The organism is Daejeonella sp., assembly GCF_030684675.1.
Lineage (GTDB): Bacteria > Bacteroidota > Bacteroidia > Sphingobacteriales > Sphingobacteriaceae > Daejeonella.
Map to the genome: position 1 here is coordinate 1 of NZ_JAUXXZ010000073.1, position 15,600 is coordinate 15,600.

A 15,600-nucleotide genomic window follows, 5' to 3' on the forward strand; every position below is an offset into this window, starting at 1 on the left:
AAAAGAAAAAAGAAGCAAAAAAGAAAAAAACTGTGGAAATATGGAAAACTCTATCGAGTTTACCACATTCCCACAGTTACAACAATAATAATAACAGGTTTGTATACCTTTAAAAAGTCAACCTTATTCAGGCACGGACATTGAGCTAACCGGTAACTGACAACCGGCAACTGACAACAGATTACTCTAATTCCACTGCGGGTTTTCGGGGAAATTAGCAATGTGCGCATATTTCGGTCCAAGGCCAATAACCACTTCTCTCCATAAGTTTTCTTCATCTTCAACAAAAATCACCTCAGGACTGTATTTATCGGTTACCAGCCAAGAATTCTGATCGATTTCTTCATTCAACTGACCAGCACCCCATCCTGAATAACCAACGAAAAATTTGATCTCTTCATAATTAAGCTGATTATTGTTAAAAAGGATCTTAATTGTTTCGAAATTACCTCCCCAAAAGACTCCTTTTCTGATCATAACTCCGCTATTCAGTTTATCATAACAAGAATGAACAAAATGAAGAGTATCTGGTGCTACCGGGCCTCCGAAGTAAACCGGAAAATCAGCTCCCTTTAAATCGGGGATCAAATCATTCAGAAGCAGATCACTTCGTTGATTTAAGATAAAGCCAACTGACCCTGCTTCTTCAGATTCGGTAAGTAAAACAACTGACCTCTTAAAATTAGGATCAGACATAAATGGTTCTGAAACGATCAGGCTTCCACTTTTGGGTTTAAGGGGACTAAGCATAAAGAAAATGATAAAGCATAATTTAACCTGAACTCGACATAATATTTAAAACCGCATAGAAACATAGCATTTTATAGCTGCCAACCTTCATTTTAGACACAGATAGCCTCGAAGCTTCGCTTCAATCTATGTGTCCTTTTAAGCATAGTATAAGTCAATCTATGTGGTTAAATCTTAATCTTTAGATATTTATACATTCAACTCACGTTAATTTATTATACTTAAAATTACAATATATATCTAATAATCATTGAAATGATAGAATGCAATCTGCAATTGTTAAGTTTGTAATATAAGACAACAAACCTTGTACCAAGCAGGTGAAAAACAATTAAAATGGCAGTAAAAAAAGAAACACTTGAAAACCTCCGTCAGGAATATATTTCTGAAAAACTATCCAAAAGAGACGTAGATAAAGATCCAATCAAACAATTTGGCAAATGGTTTAAAGAAGCAATGGATGCAGGCATTCATGAGCCGAATGCAATGACTCTAGCTACAACCAGCATTGACCGTAAACCCAGTGCAAGAATTGTATTGTTAAAAGGATATGAGGAAAGGGGCTTTATGTTCTATACCAATTATCTGAGCGCTAAGGGAAAGGAAATGTCGAAAAATCCTGTTGTAGCCATAGTTTTCCACTGGGCTGAGCTTGCAAGACAGGTAAGAATCGAGGGAACAGTAGAAAAACTTAGTAAAGAAGAGTCTGATCGTTATTTTCAAAGCCGTCCCAAACAAAGCCAGATTGGCGCCCTGATTTCTCCGCAAAGTCAGGTAATTGAAGACCGGGAAGACCTAGAAAAGGATTGGAAAGAGGCTGAAATAAGATATGAGAATAAAACGATACCCAAACCTGCATTTTGGGGTGGTTATCTGATAAAACCGCAGGTGATTGAATTCTGGCAGGGCCGTCCAAGCCGCTTGCACGACAGAATAGTTTATAAAAAAGCTGATAAAACCAGTTGGAAAATTGTAAGGCTTGCACCCTGATCTTTACCTATGAATTTTGATGAAATAACAGATCTCTTAAGGGATAAATTCGGGGATGGTGTGATCTCAGCTATTGAAAAAACTGGCTTACAAGCGGCTTTACAAATAGATCCAGAACTTATTGTGCAGGTTTGTGAAGAGCTCAGAGACAATAATAACACCTGGTTTGATTTTCTCTCCTGTCTTAGTGGTGTTGATCATGGGCTAGAAAAGAACAAATTTGAAATAGTCTACCATCTCGCCTCAATACCGCACAAACAACAACTTGTTCTCAAAACAATAAAGGATCACGACAGCAATAGCGGCACCTTGCCATCCTTCCACAGCGTTTCAGATGTCTGGCGCACAGCCGAATGGCATGAGCGCGAAGCATTTGATCTGTTTGGAATTTATTTCGAAGGCCATCCTGATCTGAGAAGAATACTGCTTCCTGATGACTGGGAGGGTTATCCCCTGCGTAAGGACTACCAGGCGGCAGAAGAATATAAAGGAATCAAAATTAACTGAGCTATTACCTTATGCAGCTTAATAAAACCAGATATGCTCAATTAACTGAAGGCCTCAAGCCTGAAGAGATGCTACTCAATATGGGTCCGCAGCACCCTTCCACACATGGCGTTTTAAGACTTGAGCTGATTACCGATGGAGAGATCGTGAAAGAAGTGATCCCTCATATGGGCTATTTGCATCGGTGCTTTGAAAAGCATTGCGAAAGCCTTACTTATCAGCAGATTATCCCATTTGTAGATCGTATGGACTATCTGGCTTCCATGAATAACGATCATGCATTTGTGATGGGTGTTGAACGTATGATGGGTATTGACAAGGATATTCCAAAAAGAGTTGAATACATCCGGGTGCTGGTTTGTGAGTTGAACCGTATTAGTTCGCATCTCATTGCCATTGGAACCTATGGTATTGATATTGGTGCCTTCACCCCTTTTCTATGGTGTTTTCGGGATCGTGAGCACATCATGAATATGCTGGAATGGGCATCAGGTTCAAGAATGCTATATAATTATATCTGGGTTGGCGGTCTTTTCTATGATTTGCCGGTAGGTTTCGAAGAACGATGCGCTGAATTCATCTCTTATTTTAAGCCAAAGCTCACTGAGTTAAATCAGTTACTTACGGATAATCAGATCTTCATTGGAAGAACAGCTGGCATTGGGGTTCTTCCTCTTGATGTGGCAATTAATTATGGCTGCTCCGGACCCATGCTCAGAGGATCCGGATTAAAATGGGATCTGAGGCGTGTCGATGAGTATTCTGTTTATCCTGAACTGGAGTTTGATATTCCTGTTGGAAGTGGTGAAATGGGAAAGACCGGTGATTGCTGGGACCGGTATAAAATACGTACAGATGAGATAGCAGAGTCAATTCGTATCATTGAACAATGTCTTAACAGATTGCAAAAAGAATTAAAACGAAGTCCTGAATTCGACCCAAGAGCTAAACTTCCAAAAAAGATCATACCCAAAGAGCAGGATTTTTATATCAGGGCTGAAAATCCAAAAGGGGAACTTGGCTATTATTTTATTTGCGATGGAAAGACTGAAATTCCCAAACGCGTAAAAGCCAGAGCCCCGAGTTTCAATAATTTATCTGTACTCCCCGAAATATCCAGGGGCGTTTTAATTGCAGATCTGGTAGCTATACTAGGATCAATTGATATTGTACTTGGCGAGGTAGACCGTTAAATTAAAAAAGGCTGAAAGAATTTTTAATTCCATCAGCCTTTATACACACAAAACAAAATATTTAATAAACCTTAACCATATAAATATATGGTTCCAGTTTCTTGAACTGATCTTTACGGCTTAAACCTGCCAATGTATTTCTTTTATTCACCACCAGTTTTTCATCCAAAGAATCCTGAGGGATTGCTTCTATTGATTTAAGGATAAAGGATGATTTTATCGCGAATGCTGCACCATCAATTAATGCCTGCTTCCTATTTATTATCCCAATGACATTTCCACGATTATCAAGTAATGGTCCACCGCTATTTCCAGGATTAACAGGTATTGAAACCTGATAAGCAACCGTATCTCCTGCATATCCATTTCTTGCACTGACATATCCATTTCCTAAAACCTGCTCATCTCTTGGAAAGCCAATGGTAAATACATCCTCACCCACATCTGAAGTAGCCTTTTTAAATGTATAAGGCAAACTTGCCAACTTCTCAAAATCAGGATCAGTAATTTGAAGTACTGCCAAATCATAAGCAGGATCCTGATAGATCAATTTTACTTTAAATGCTTCACCTTCAGAGTTTTGTACATACACGGAGTCAGCTCCATCTACTACATGAAAGTTTGTAACTAAGTACCCATTTGAGGATAGCGCAAAACCTGTACCTCCGAATTCTCCAGGATCTGCAGGACCTTTCGCAGGCTTATCATTAATGTTCTTGATCAAAGCATTCTGGGAACGTTTAATACTGTTGATCTCCCGACGCAGCAGGTTAACATTAGTTGAAATTGACTTAGAAAAATAACCGGTTGAAAGTAAGGTTGCAGAGATTGCTACAAAGGCAACAGAGGCCGCAATAGCAGTGTTAATACGATATTTCTTCCATAATCGTATATGCCTGGGCACTTCGGGTGCAACTTCATCCTTAATAGCTTGAATATCCAATGATTCATGAATCATATTCATATCAGATGAAAGCTTAACCCTGCTTCCATAATCAGACAAATTTGAAATAAAGTTGCGATGCTCAACAACCTTCATATCAAAGGAAGGATCACTTTTTCTCAATTGCTCAAAATCAGCCAGGACAGATCCCGACAATTCCTCCTTAAGATAAGCATCTATTAAATTCGTTAATTCCAAATCACTTTTCATCTTCTTCTAATTAAGTTTGAAAAAATAGTTTTTTCAAACGCTGCAGGCATTTATATTTCTGAGTTTTGGCATTATCCGCATTGGTATAACCAAATTTCTCGCAGATCTCCTGCATCGATCTGTTGTGTATATAATAATCTTCAATAATAGTTTTACAAGGTTCTCCCAATTGCATGAGAGCTGATTCCATTATTGCAAACTGTCTATCCTTTTCTTCATGCTTTTCAAGGTCGTCTTCAACAGCAATAATCTCAGAAAAATCCTGTATGTTCCTGATCGTCTTGCTTTGCTCGTTTAAACGCTTAAGCCATAACCTTCGGCATACAGAATATAGAAACGTTTTAAGCTTACTGTTTAGCTCAAAGTTTCCAGCTTTAACCTTATTATAAAGAACGATAACCGACTCCTGAAATACATCTTTAGCGTCATCCTCATTTCCATTGTTTTTTAGTACTAATTGAAGTACCATCGGAAAATAGGAAATATATAAACGGCTAAGTATTTCCTTTGAATCATTCAGTATCCCTAATACAATCTCACTATCTGCTGGAACTGAACTTTTTACCTCTTTTTTCACTATTAATACTTTTTATCAGGAATTGTAACCCAATGATAGGAAAATAATTTTTTATTTTTTTTTTGAATAGCTAGGGTTACCTTTTTTGTAATTGAGTATTAAGAGTAATTATTTATAAATAAATTAAAACAAAAACAATGAAAAATTCTTTCAAATTCGGTTTTTTAGCTCTAGCTATCTCTTTATCAGTTGCTGCTTGTAACTCAACCAAAACTGAAGAAGCTGCTGTAGATTCAACTGCGGTTATGGACACAACTGTTGTTGTTGATTCTGTTGCTACATTAGATACAACTGTTGTTGTTGATTCAGTTGCTACTAAGTAATTAAACCCAAATTACAATTGACCCTCCAGGATATAATCCTGGAGGGTTTTTTATTTCTATAGTCTCGGGTAAGCTTTATAAGTAAGCTGATTTATAGCTGTTCGCCAAGTCCCTGGATATGAAGAAAACAATCAGTTTTCATCCAGGTCAGTATGATCATCACCCCCAGACTATAATAATTGTTTTCCACATCCTCCTCTCCTATCAGTTCATTGGCATCATCGAGTTCGGCTCCGGGTACATCAAGACCTTCATCAAGTCCGGAATCTGATTTAATTTTCTTTTCACCGGTTAATTCAGACTCATCAAAAGCCACCTTCTGATCATTCTGAAAAATATCTTCATCAGAAGGATAAACCGGATAGGCCGGAAGCTTGAATATATATAATCAATTTTAATACCAGAAAAGAAGATCCTAAAAATAATTCCAAATAAAAAAGCGGGTCATGCTGATATGACCCGCTTCAGAATATTTCAATTATAATTTCTAAACAGCTTCAGGCTTTTTCTTAAACCATCCTTTTATTCGTTTAGAGTTTGAATCACCTATCAATAGCATACATGGAACCAGAATCAAGGTCAGGAAGGTTGCAAAACCAAGGCCGAATATCATGGTCCATGATAGTGGTCCCCAGAAAGCAACGTTATCTCCACCAAAATAAAGGTTTGCATCAAATTCTGTAAACAGGGTAACAAAATCCATATTCAAACCTACTGCCAGCGGAATTAAACCTAACATGGTTGCCGTAGCAGTAAGTAATACCGGAGTCATCCTGGTTCTGCCGGCTTCAATGATGGCATCCTTGATATCCATCCCCTGTTCGATCATTAATTCAGTAAATTCTACTAACAGAATACCATTTCGCACTACAATACCTGCAAGAGCAATAATACCCACTCCAGACATTACAATAGACATCTCCATTCTGAATATGGTAACACCAAGCAATACCCCAATTATACTTAATAAGATCTCACTCAGGATGATCAATGGCTTTGTAATTGAGTTAAACTGAGTTACCAGAATGATAAGAATAAGTCCTAAGGAGATCATCAATGCAGTACCCAGGAATAGCATTGTTTCCTGCTGTTCTTCCTGTTCCCCCGCCATATTAACCTCAACCCCAGCAGGAGCTTTAAACTGATCAATTTCACGTTGTATATTAGCAACAACCTCATTCGGATTGTATTCACCCAACACATTGGATGAAAGAATAATGATCCTCTTCTCCTGTTTGCGCTTGATTCCTCCATATGTATTTACATAATCTATAGTCGCAAAAGAAGAAAGTGGTACCTGGCGGATAATTCCACCCATACCCATATCGCGGTAAGTGACTTTCATATTTCTTAATGCGTCCAGATTATTTTTCTGACTTTCATTTGCCCTCAGGTTGATCTCATAATCTTCATTTGCATCACGGAACTTCGAAACTTCCTTTCCAAAAATAGCCGTACGCAGATCCATTCCAATTTGTCCGCTGGAAATACCCTCCCGATTAGCACGCTCGCGATCAATATCGAAAATAATCTCGGGCTTATTACTCTGAAAATCTGACTTCAACTCTTCAACACCGGCAATCTGACGACTATCGAGGTATTGTTTCAAGCTTTCTGAAACTTTAACAAGAGAATCAAGGTTATCTCCTGTTATTTCAATACTAATCGGTTTGGCTGTTGGCGGACCTGATTGCTCCTGCGCCACAGTGATTTCAGCACCCGGAATTCCTTTTACAGCCCCCCTTATCCTATCGAGGTAAACCGAAGTACTTTCCCCGGTACGCTTTCCAAAACTCACAAATGCTACAGTGACCTTTCCCATATTAGAATACTGTCCCTGATCTTCACTCTGTGGGTCTGTAACTCCGATTGTAACATTAGATAGAATAGAGGATACATCTTTATTATCCCTTCCTACAACTTTGGTCACATTTTCTTCAACCCTTTTAACTACTTCATTGGTATATGCCTGATCCGTACCTACCGGTAACTGGATATAGACATAAACGAAATTCGGATCTGCCTTTGGAAAGAACACGATTTTGGGAGGTACAACAGTAATCAGGAGAAGAGTTAGAAAAAACAATCCAACGGTTCCCCAAAGTATAGTTCTTGGTCTTAATATAGCCCATTTAAGGAGGGATACATATTTATCCTGTGCACGAGGCCAAATCTTTGTTTGGAAATTCCGTATCGCATTGCTCAGATAAAAATGATTAAGCAGATAAAGCAATCCGACGAAAACCACCAGATTTCCGATTCCAAAATTGATTAGATACCCAAGTATTGCAGCACCTAAAAATATCAGTAGATTCTTTCTGACACTTTTATCAAAGGATGGTTTTACTATAGAATGATCCTCAGGCACCATGAAATCAACTGCAAACACAGGATTGATTATATAGGCTACCACTAGAGAGGCAAGAAGGGTAATGATCAGAGTCATCGGCAGGAAGAACATAAATTCTCCTATCACACCCGGCCAGAATAATAAAGGCACGAACGGAGCCAATGTAGTCAGTGTACCCGAAAGTACCGGCAAGAACACCTCTGCAGCAGCAATTTTTGCTGCTTTCTTAATCGGAACCTTTCCATTGTCGAAGATTCGGTGTGTGTTTTCTATCACTACGATAGCATCATCCACAACAATTCCAAGTCCGAGAAGAAAGGAGAACAAAACCATCATATTCATCGTAAAGCTGAAGCCCATTATTCCTCCAAGGGCCGGCATAGCCATAAATGCGATAAACATGGATAAGGGAACTGACAATGCGACAAAGAGTGCATTGGTTATACCCATAAAGAACATCAGAATAACAGTTACCAGAATAAAACCTATGATAATAGTATTAATAAGGTCATGTAAGGTGATACGGGTTCTGTCTGACTGGTCGCCGGTTACAGTAATATTCAGATTTTTAGGCAATGAACTTACTTTCATTTCCTTGATCAGTGCATTGATTTTATCAGATGCGTCAATCAGATTTTCACCACTTCTCTTTTTAACATTCAGAGTGATTACATTCTTTCCGTATAAGCGGGCATAACTTTCCTGCTCCTTGAATGAATCTTTAACTTCAGCAATATCTCTCAGATAGACGGAAGAACCAGTAGGAGTTTTAATAATCAGATTGGACAATTCCTGTGCGCTGACGAATTCTTTTTTTACATTCAGCGTTCTGCGGACCCCATCCATTTTTATGGTTCCTCCAGAAATGGTAAGGTTTTCGTAACCCACGGCACGTTCTATATCTCCAAAAGAAATCTGAGCTGCTGCCATCTTATTCAGGTCAGCATTGATCTGTACCTCCTGTTCAAGAGCTCCGACAATGTCAACACCGGAAATTTCCTTAAGGCTTTCAATCTGATCCTGAACTTCTTCAGCATATTTCTTCAGGCTTTTCAGGTCATAGTCGCCGGAAATATTCAGGTACATAATCGGCAAATCCGAAAGGTTGATATCCATCACATTAGGTTCATTCGGCAGATCGGAAGGGAGATCCTGTCTCGCCTTATCAACTGCATCCTTTACCCTTTGCTTGGCATCTTTGGTTTCAACATTTGTATTAAACTCAGCTGTAATTATTGAAAAATCCTGGTAAGAATTGGAGGTGATCCTTTTTAAACCAGAAGCTGACTTCAATTGCTTTTCAATCTGTTTGGTCACCAGATTCTCCATATTGGCCGGAGAAGTACCAGGATAAACCGTCTGAATAAATATTTTAGGGATTACAACTTCAGGAAAATTTTCCTTTGGCAATCCTATGTATGAAAAATACCCAATTACTGCAATAATCACAGTCAGCACATAAATGGCTGTTCTGTTTTCAATTGCCCAACTGGATGGTTTAAATTCTTTGTTAATGTCTTCCATCTTATTTTAAATTATGATGCTGTCTTTAATTGGTAGATACAATTAATTAGCTTTAACTATATCACCCGGACTTAAACCATTAGTACCTGCAATAATAACCTTGTCTCCTACTTTGAGACCAGAAATAATTTCAGCCTGTCCTTCAGAAATTTTACCTGTCTGAACATTAACCCGCTTTGCTTTACCTCTTTCTTCTACAAATACATAATCACCATTCTCGGCCTTTTGTATTGCATTTACCGGAACTACCAATGCTTTAAGATTTTGGTAATCAACTATTTTCAGAATTGAAAGCATATTAGGGCGATACTTACTGTTTGAAGGAAGCTTTATTTCAACATTAAAGCTCCTTGATACCGGATCTATGGTTTTTGATGCGAATGAGATTTTTGTTGAAACCGTATCTGGAACATCAGGTAATATTACCTGAACATTATCTCCCTGGTTAACCCGGCTTGCATACGACTCGGCAACCAAAGCTTTAGCCTTTAATTTACTTGCGTTTACCACCCTGATGCCTGACATTCCTGGTGAAACTGCCTGTCCGACTTTGAGATCCATCGCATCGATAGTTCCGGAGATAGGAGATTTTATTTTGAACATCGAAACCTGGGTCTTTAGGGTAGCAATACGGCGCTGAGCTGCATCACGCTGGGTTTTTGCATTCAAAAACTGGACTTCCGTTCCAATCTTCTGATCCCAAAGGCTCTTTTGACGCTCATAAAGCGTTGTTGCGAGGTCGAGTTGAGTTTCTAGTTCAGAAATATTCTGGCGCAAAACCTGATCATCTATTTGTGCCAATACCTGTCCTTTACTAACATTTTGTCCGATGACAGCATAAACAGCAGTAACAATACCCTGGGCTTGAGGATTTACCTGTACATTCTCTTCTGCATCGACTTTTCCCTGTACCTCCAAATAGTTTTTGAATGAGGTCTCTTTTAATTCTAAAACAGAAATATCTTTCACATCCTCGGCAGCGGTAACACTTCCAACTTCAGCTTCAAGCTTTTCAATTTTTGAGTTTAAGGATGCACGCTCCTTCTTCAGCGCTTCCAGCTCAGATTTTTTATCCGTTGGTTTTCCTCCGCATGATGCCAGAAAGATAACAGTAGAGATTAATAGTATTCTTTTCATTTGAGTGATTTTTGAGTTTTTTTTAATAAACTATCTTACCTGATGCCTTATCCATGTTAACCTTATTGATTAAAAGATCATAAAGTGCATTAATGTAGTTGTTCTGAGCCTCCTTAAGAGAGGTTTCGGCTGTTGTAACTTCTATACTTGAACCAACACCCTGCTCGTACTTAATTTTTGTTACCCTTAATACTTCCTGAGCAAGCTCCATATTACGGTTTTGATTTTCGAGGGATTTCAAACCATTCCGATAAGTTGTCTGAGCCTGTTCAACCTCAAGACTGATTCCATTTTTTAAATTGATCAGATTGTTCTGAGTTTTAAGAATTTCAAGCTTTGCATTACGAACCTGATAGAGTTTAATACCACCTGAAATAAGAGGAACGGCCAGGCGGAAACCTATAATGGATGTTGGAAAACTTCTGTCAAACAAACTTCCAAAACTATTAGCCAACAAATTTTGCGAGGTACTACCAAATGCAGAAAGCGATGGCAAAAACTGGCTCTTATATCTCTTCAAATCAAGTTCGTTCAACTTTTTCTGAGTTTCAAGTAATGAATATTCAATCCTGTTTTTGTAAGCACTGGTATCCGAAACAGCGAAAGTTTGAACCACCTGAAGCCCGGCTATGGAATCTTTTAATGTAAGCTTACTTTGGATACTCATTCCCATCTGAAACTTCAACAGATTCACATTCAGATCTAAAAGCCTGATTACATTTTCACGTTCAGTTTCAAGATTATTATTGAGCACTGTGAGCCTATCAACATCAATTTTTTCTACAAAACCATTCTTATAAAGGACTTTTGTATCATCCAGCGACTTTTTTAAGCGAAGCATGTTTGCATCCAGAAGGTTCAACTGTTCATTACTTACGAGCACTGAGTAATAGGCTTTAGTGACAGCAACTGCAGTTTCAATACGGCTACGTTTCAAACTCTTGCTCGACAATTCTTTATAGGTTTTTGATGCCTGTAAACCAACGAGATAAGTACCATCAAATAATAATTGATTGAGTTCCAATCCTAGGGAAGATTGGTATTTAACACCAAATTGCACCGGCAATAATTTACCCGGTTGTCCGAAGATTTCACCCGGCACTAAATTAGTTGGAACCTTCAGAAAATCCTGAAAGTTTACACTTCCATTCACCTGAGGTAAACCAATTCCGATAGTCTGCTTAACCGTATTTGCTGCAATTTCTTCATCAATTTTAGCGTTCTGTATCGAACTCTGATTTCTCTGTGCGTAATCAATAGCCTCCTGCAGACTAAAATTGGCAACAGTATCAACCAATTGTGCCCTGGCATCAATTATGCTAAAAAGACAGAGCATTAGTGTAAGGTATTTGTATTTCATAGTATTATTCTTCTTCAGTTATTTCCTTGTATTTATTAATCAATTTATGTCCTTTAAGAGTACATATCCCATATAAAAAATGTTCTGTCAATTCAGACATTACCTGAACAAGTCCATATTTACCACTTGTATACGTCGAATTTCCATTAAAGATCAGATCAATTTGTTCCAATCTCATTTGAGTTAGAATATCCGGTTTAATATCATCCCGGTAATAACCCTCTCTGATTCCACGTAATAAATTGTCATGAATAGTCGAATAAAGATGCTTTTCCCTGAACTCCTTAAAATAAATCCATGCCTGGGGATGGTACTTTTGAAGATCATAAAAAAGTGTCGGGTTCATGTTAGATAAAAGCTCCTTCATATTTGTTACAGCAAAAAACATTTCATGAACTGCATTTTCAGCTGTCTCAATATTTTCTTTGATCACACATTTCTGACAATTTAACTTCATGTCAATTACGATATTCACAATCTCATTCTTATCAGAAAAATGAGTGTAAATAGTCTTTTTAGACATCCCCAGATGTCTGGCAATATCATCCATCGTTACACTTTTAAAACCATACTGGCAGAAAAGCTTATCAGATTCAGAAATTATGTACTCTTTTACTTCCACTTCACACCTCTTTTTTAATTCGGCTGTAAAACTATGGAAACTTTTAATAATTCCAAAGTTTCCATAAAAAAATATTTAATTTAATGAGATCAGAAGTAGGAAGTCGGAGGTCGGAAGTCAGACCTCAGACCTCATACTCTCACCTCAGACAATAAATAAAAATCGTAACTTCGCAAAAAATCCCGATATGAACTTTTCTCCATTATCTGCTATTTCTCCCATCGATGGACGCTATCATAATTCTACCCAGGAACTATCCTCTTACTTCTCTGAAGCCGCTTTAATAAAGTTCAGGGTATATGTTGAAGTAGAATATTTTATTTCGTTATGCGAAATTCCCTTACCCCAATTAAAAAATTTCGATAAAAGTAAATTTGAAGCCTTGAGAAAGGTGTATTTAAATTTTTCTGAATCTGATGCTGAGGCAGTTAAATTGATCGAAAAGACAACCAATCATGATGTAAAAGCTGTTGAGTACTTTATTAAGGATAAGTTTAACGAATTGGGATTAAATGAATTCAAAGAGTTTATCCATTTTGGACTGACTTCACAGGATATAAATAATACAGCTATTCCTTACTCTTTTAAACTTTCTGTCCATTCATCCTATCTCCCGGCATTAAAAGAACTGCTAGATCATATCAAAGGAAGGGTATCTGAATGGTCGGCCATACCAATGCTGGCACATACCCATGGACAGCCGGCTTCACCCACTTTACTGGGGAAGGAATTGCAGGTATTTGTAGAGCGGATTGAAACCCAGCTTGAACAATTGAAATCCATTCCGTTTTCAGCTAAATTCGGTGGTGCAACAGGGAACTTTAATGCCCACCATGTAGCCTACCCTGAAATTAACTGGACAGAATTTGCGAATAAGTTCGTGAATGAGCGTCTGGAATTAAACCGCTCTCAGTATACTACACAGATTGAGCATTACGATAATTTTGCGGCACATTGCGATGCTATGAAACGGATCAACAGCATCCTGATAGATCTGAACAGAGACATCTGGTCGTATATTTCAATGAATTACTTCAAGCAGCAAATCAAAGCTGGAGAAGTAGGTTCATCTGCAATGCCGCATAAGGTCAACCCAATCGACTTCGAAAATTCTGAGGGTAACCTGGGTCTGGCAAATGCTATTTTTGAACATCTGGCAGCGAAGCTTCCTATCTCCAGGCTTCAACGCGACCTTACAGACTCAACAGTGCTTAGAAACATCGGAGTTCCGGTCGCACATACTTTGATTGCAATAAAATCGACCCTAAGAGGTTTCAAAAAGCTATTGCTGAATGAAGAAAGCATCCAGGCGGATCTTGAATCAAACTGGGCAGTGGTTGCCGAAGCAATACAAACCATTCTGAGACGTGAAGCCTATCCGAATCCTTATGAAGCACTGAAAGACCTTACCCGGACTAATCAGCAAATAAATAGAAGTACCATTGCTGAATTTGTTGACAAACTTGATATATCTGAGGAAGTGAAACAGGAGTTGAAGGCAATTTCTCCTTCCAATTACACTGGAATTCAGGCAGTCATTCATGTGTCATAACTTTAATTCGGCTATTCATGAGTTTAAAAATTAGTAAATTTGTATATAAATTCATGAATATGAGCACTGCAACTTCAACAACAAACGTATATACCGAAATTACTCCAAATCCTGCTACCCGTAAGTTTTTGGTTAATAAGTTACTTACTAATAATAGTATTGACTTCCCAAATAAGGAAAGTGCAGAGAAGTCGCATTTTGCACGTGAACTTTTTAAGTTCAACTTTGTTACCGGTGTATTTTTTGCAAGCAATTTCGTTACAATCACCAAATCTGAAACTGCAGACTGGCAGGATATTGAACCCATTCTGAAAGAATTTGTAAAAGGAGCTGTCGAATCTGAGCTTAATATTGTTGAGAAAGAAGTAGCCCTTGCAAATTTTGAAGGCTCTGAAACTGAAATAAAAATACAGCAGATATTGCATGATTATGTTCGCCCGGCAGTTGAGCAGGATGGTGGTGCAATCAGCTACAGATCATTTAAAGAGGGTATAGTTACCGTTGAATTACGCGGATCATGCAGCGGATGCCCTTCTTCAACAATTACCCTTAAGTCAGGAATTGAGAATCTCTTAAAGCGAATGGTTCCTGAAGTAACCGAGGTGGTTTCTGAAGCTTTATAGATAATATTATCTCCTAGTTGAAAAGCCCCTCTTCAGAAATGTTCTGAAGAGGGGCTTTCTGTTGTCAGTTATCTGATGTCTGAAGTCTGATGTCTGATACTTACATCACTTTATTGTGGTCGACATAATAATTTGTATTTAGAATTAGTTGAATTTTTCCTCCAATATAAGAAGTAATTCTGCTGAAATAAATCCATTTGTTGCCACCATTTCCTTCCGTTCAATGCTATTATTTCCGCCAGTAAAATCAAATACATGACCACCTGCCTCCCGAACCAAAACGATTCCGGCAGCTACATCGTATGAATTGAGATTAAACTCGAAATAGCCATCAAATCTCCCACAGGCTACATAGGCAAGATCAATTGCAGCCGAACCAATTCTTCTGACGCCATGGCACCGCTGCATCAATTCTTTCAAAACAGCCAGATAAGCATCAAGTTTTCCGAATTCGTAATAGGGAAATCCAGTTGCAAGCAGTGTATTTTCAATCCTGGATGCCTTTGATACTGAGATCCGCTTACTATTTAAGTATGCACCTCCATTTTTCCAGGCTGAAAAACATTCATCCCTGTTTATCTCATAAACCACTCCAAGAATGGGTTCATCATCACATTGCAGGGCTATACTAATGGAATATGTAGGAAGTCCGTGTATAAAGTTTGTTGTTCCGTCGAGCGGGTCAATGATCCAATCATATTTCTCACCGGTGATGGTGGTGGTTTTTTCTTCAGTAACAAATCCAGCTTCAGGAAGCAACAATCTAAGGCCTTTAACCAGAGCTATTTCTGCTGTTTTGTCAACATACGAAACCATATCATGAAGTCCCTTATACTCAACCTGTTCGCGCTCGAAGACCAGAGCCTCTTTTCGAATAAATTCACCAACTTCTTTGGATAAGGATATTACACCGGTTGTGAGTTTTGAAAGATCCATGTA

General features: G+C 38.3%; 15 protein-coding genes. 6 read left to right on the top strand and 9 right to left on the bottom strand.

Annotated elements, in window-relative coordinates; genetic code table 11:
* Positions 1-186 precede the first annotated feature (186 nt).
* Positions 187-750, bottom strand: a complete 564-nt coding sequence (locus Q8M41_RS15100) for a YqgE/AlgH family protein (RefSeq protein WP_305366121.1) — start codon at positions 748-750, stop codon at positions 187-189.
* 336 nt (positions 751-1,086) lie between these two features.
* On the opposite strand from Q8M41_RS15100, the gene pdxH reads away from it, so the two are divergent.
* Genes pdxH through Q8M41_RS15115 form a run of 3 tightly spaced genes read left to right on the top strand, consistent with a single transcriptional unit; the run spans position 1,087 to position 3,440 of the window.
* Complete coding sequence (gene pdxH / locus Q8M41_RS15105; RefSeq protein WP_305366122.1) at positions 1,087-1,740, top strand: pyridoxamine 5'-phosphate oxidase; 654 nt, start codon at positions 1,087-1,089, stop codon at positions 1,738-1,740.
* A 9-nt stretch (positions 1,741-1,749) separates the two neighbouring features.
* Positions 1,750-2,247 carry an NADH-quinone oxidoreductase subunit C gene (locus tag Q8M41_RS15110; RefSeq protein ID WP_305366123.1) on the top strand — a complete coding sequence of 166 codons (498 nt, stop codon included), beginning with the start codon at positions 1,750-1,752 and terminating at the stop codon, positions 2,245-2,247.
* 11 nt (positions 2,248-2,258) lie between these two features.
* Positions 2,259-3,440 (top strand): NADH-quinone oxidoreductase subunit D, encoded by a 1,182-nt coding sequence (locus Q8M41_RS15115; RefSeq protein WP_305366124.1) that lies wholly within the window; start codon positions 2,259-2,261, stop codon positions 3,438-3,440.
* 61 nt (positions 3,441-3,501) lie between these two features.
* On the opposite strand, the gene Q8M41_RS15120 is transcribed toward Q8M41_RS15115, so the two are convergent.
* Together Q8M41_RS15120 and Q8M41_RS15125 are read right to left on the bottom strand one after the other, a co-directional pair.
* Entirely contained in the window at positions 3,502-4,593 is a 1,092-nt protein-coding gene (locus Q8M41_RS15120; protein WP_305366125.1) for a serine protease, read from the bottom strand.
* Between the two features lie 10 nt (positions 4,594-4,603).
* Entirely contained in the window at positions 4,604-5,170 is a 567-nt protein-coding gene (locus Q8M41_RS15125) for an RNA polymerase sigma factor (protein ID WP_305366126.1), read from the bottom strand.
* Between the two features lie 137 nt (positions 5,171-5,307).
* On the opposite strand from Q8M41_RS15125, the gene Q8M41_RS15130 reads away from it, so the two are divergent.
* Positions 5,308-5,493, top strand: a complete 186-nt coding sequence (locus Q8M41_RS15130) for a hypothetical protein (RefSeq protein ID WP_305366127.1) — start codon at positions 5,308-5,310, stop codon at positions 5,491-5,493.
* Positions 5,494-5,584: 91 nt separating this feature from the next.
* Here Q8M41_RS15130 and Q8M41_RS15135 read toward each other — a convergent pair whose 3' ends face one another.
* The 5 genes from Q8M41_RS15135 to Q8M41_RS15155 all read right to left on the bottom strand — a co-directional run bounded on the left by Q8M41_RS15135 (position 5,585) and on the right by Q8M41_RS15155 (position 12,486).
* Positions 5,585-5,809 carry a hypothetical protein gene (locus tag Q8M41_RS15135; RefSeq protein ID WP_305366128.1) on the bottom strand — a complete coding sequence of 75 codons (225 nt, stop codon included), beginning with the start codon at positions 5,807-5,809 and terminating at the stop codon, positions 5,585-5,587.
* A gap of 171 nt (positions 5,810-5,980) precedes the next feature.
* Positions 5,981-9,367 carry an efflux RND transporter permease subunit gene (locus Q8M41_RS15140; protein ID WP_305366129.1) on the bottom strand — a complete coding sequence of 1,129 codons (3,387 nt, stop codon included), beginning with the start codon at positions 9,365-9,367 and terminating at the stop codon, positions 5,981-5,983.
* Positions 9,368-9,409: 42 nt separating this feature from the next.
* Complete coding sequence (locus tag Q8M41_RS15145) at positions 9,410-10,504, bottom strand: efflux RND transporter periplasmic adaptor subunit (RefSeq protein WP_305366130.1); 1,095 nt, start codon at positions 10,502-10,504, stop codon at positions 9,410-9,412.
* A gap of 22 nt (positions 10,505-10,526) precedes the next feature.
* Positions 10,527-11,864 (bottom strand): TolC family protein, encoded by a 1,338-nt coding sequence (locus Q8M41_RS15150; protein WP_305366131.1) that lies wholly within the window; start codon positions 11,862-11,864, stop codon positions 10,527-10,529.
* Positions 11,865-11,868: 4 nt separating this feature from the next.
* On the bottom strand, positions 11,869-12,486 hold the full coding sequence (locus tag Q8M41_RS15155) for a TetR/AcrR family transcriptional regulator (RefSeq protein ID WP_305366132.1): 618 nt from the start codon (positions 12,484-12,486) through the stop codon (positions 11,869-11,871).
* Positions 12,487-12,673: 187 nt separating this feature from the next.
* Between Q8M41_RS15155 and purB the strand changes: the two genes are divergently transcribed.
* Together purB and Q8M41_RS15165 are read left to right on the top strand one after the other, a co-directional pair.
* Positions 12,674-14,038 (top strand): adenylosuccinate lyase, encoded by a 1,365-nt coding sequence (gene purB / locus Q8M41_RS15160; RefSeq protein WP_305366133.1) that lies wholly within the window; start codon positions 12,674-12,676, stop codon positions 14,036-14,038.
* Between the two features lie 59 nt (positions 14,039-14,097).
* Entirely contained in the window at positions 14,098-14,661 is a 564-nt protein-coding gene (locus tag Q8M41_RS15165) for a NifU family protein (RefSeq protein ID WP_305366165.1), read from the top strand.
* Positions 14,662-14,805: 144 nt separating this feature from the next.
* Here the strand turns inward: Q8M41_RS15165 and Q8M41_RS15170 are convergent, their stop codons facing one another.
* The gene (locus tag Q8M41_RS15170; RefSeq protein ID WP_305366134.1) at positions 14,806-15,597 is read right to left on the bottom strand and encodes an inositol monophosphatase family protein; all 792 of its coding nucleotides are present in this window, start codon (positions 15,595-15,597) and stop codon (positions 14,806-14,808) included.
* Positions 15,598-15,600 lie beyond the last annotated feature (3 nt).

Bases quoted from the DNA above. Each gene is read 5' to 3' on its own strand.
- Q8M41_RS15100 (WP_305366121.1), bottom strand. From the start codon at position 750: ATGCTTAGTCCCCTTAAACCCAAAAGTGGAAGCCTGATCGTTTCAGAA.
- pdxH (WP_305366122.1), top strand. From the start codon at position 1,087: ATGGCAGTAAAAAAAGAAACACTTGAAAACCTCCGTCAGGAATATATT.
- Q8M41_RS15110 (WP_305366123.1), top strand. From the start codon at position 1,750: ATGAATTTTGATGAAATAACAGATCTCTTAAGGGATAAATTCGGGGAT.
- Q8M41_RS15115 (WP_305366124.1), top strand. From the start codon at position 2,259: ATGCAGCTTAATAAAACCAGATATGCTCAATTAACTGAAGGCCTCAAG.
- Q8M41_RS15120 (WP_305366125.1), bottom strand. From the start codon at position 4,593: ATGAAAAGTGATTTGGAATTAACGAATTTAATAGATGCTTATCTTAAG.
- Q8M41_RS15130 (WP_305366127.1), top strand. From the start codon at position 5,308: ATGAAAAATTCTTTCAAATTCGGTTTTTTAGCTCTAGCTATCTCTTTA.
- Q8M41_RS15140 (WP_305366129.1), bottom strand. From the start codon at position 9,367: ATGGAAGACATTAACAAAGAATTTAAACCATCCAGTTGGGCAATTGAA.
- Q8M41_RS15145 (WP_305366130.1), bottom strand. From the start codon at position 10,504: ATGAAAAGAATACTATTAATCTCTACTGTTATCTTTCTGGCATCATGC.
- Q8M41_RS15150 (WP_305366131.1), bottom strand. From the start codon at position 11,864: ATGAAATACAAATACCTTACACTAATGCTCTGTCTTTTTAGCATAATT.
- purB (WP_305366133.1), top strand. From the start codon at position 12,674: ATGAACTTTTCTCCATTATCTGCTATTTCTCCCATCGATGGACGCTAT.
- Q8M41_RS15165 (WP_305366165.1), top strand. From the start codon at position 14,098: ATGAGCACTGCAACTTCAACAACAAACGTATATACCGAAATTACTCCA.
- Q8M41_RS15170 (WP_305366134.1), bottom strand. From the start codon at position 15,597: ATGGATCTTTCAAAACTCACAACCGGTGTAATATCCTTATCCAAAGAA.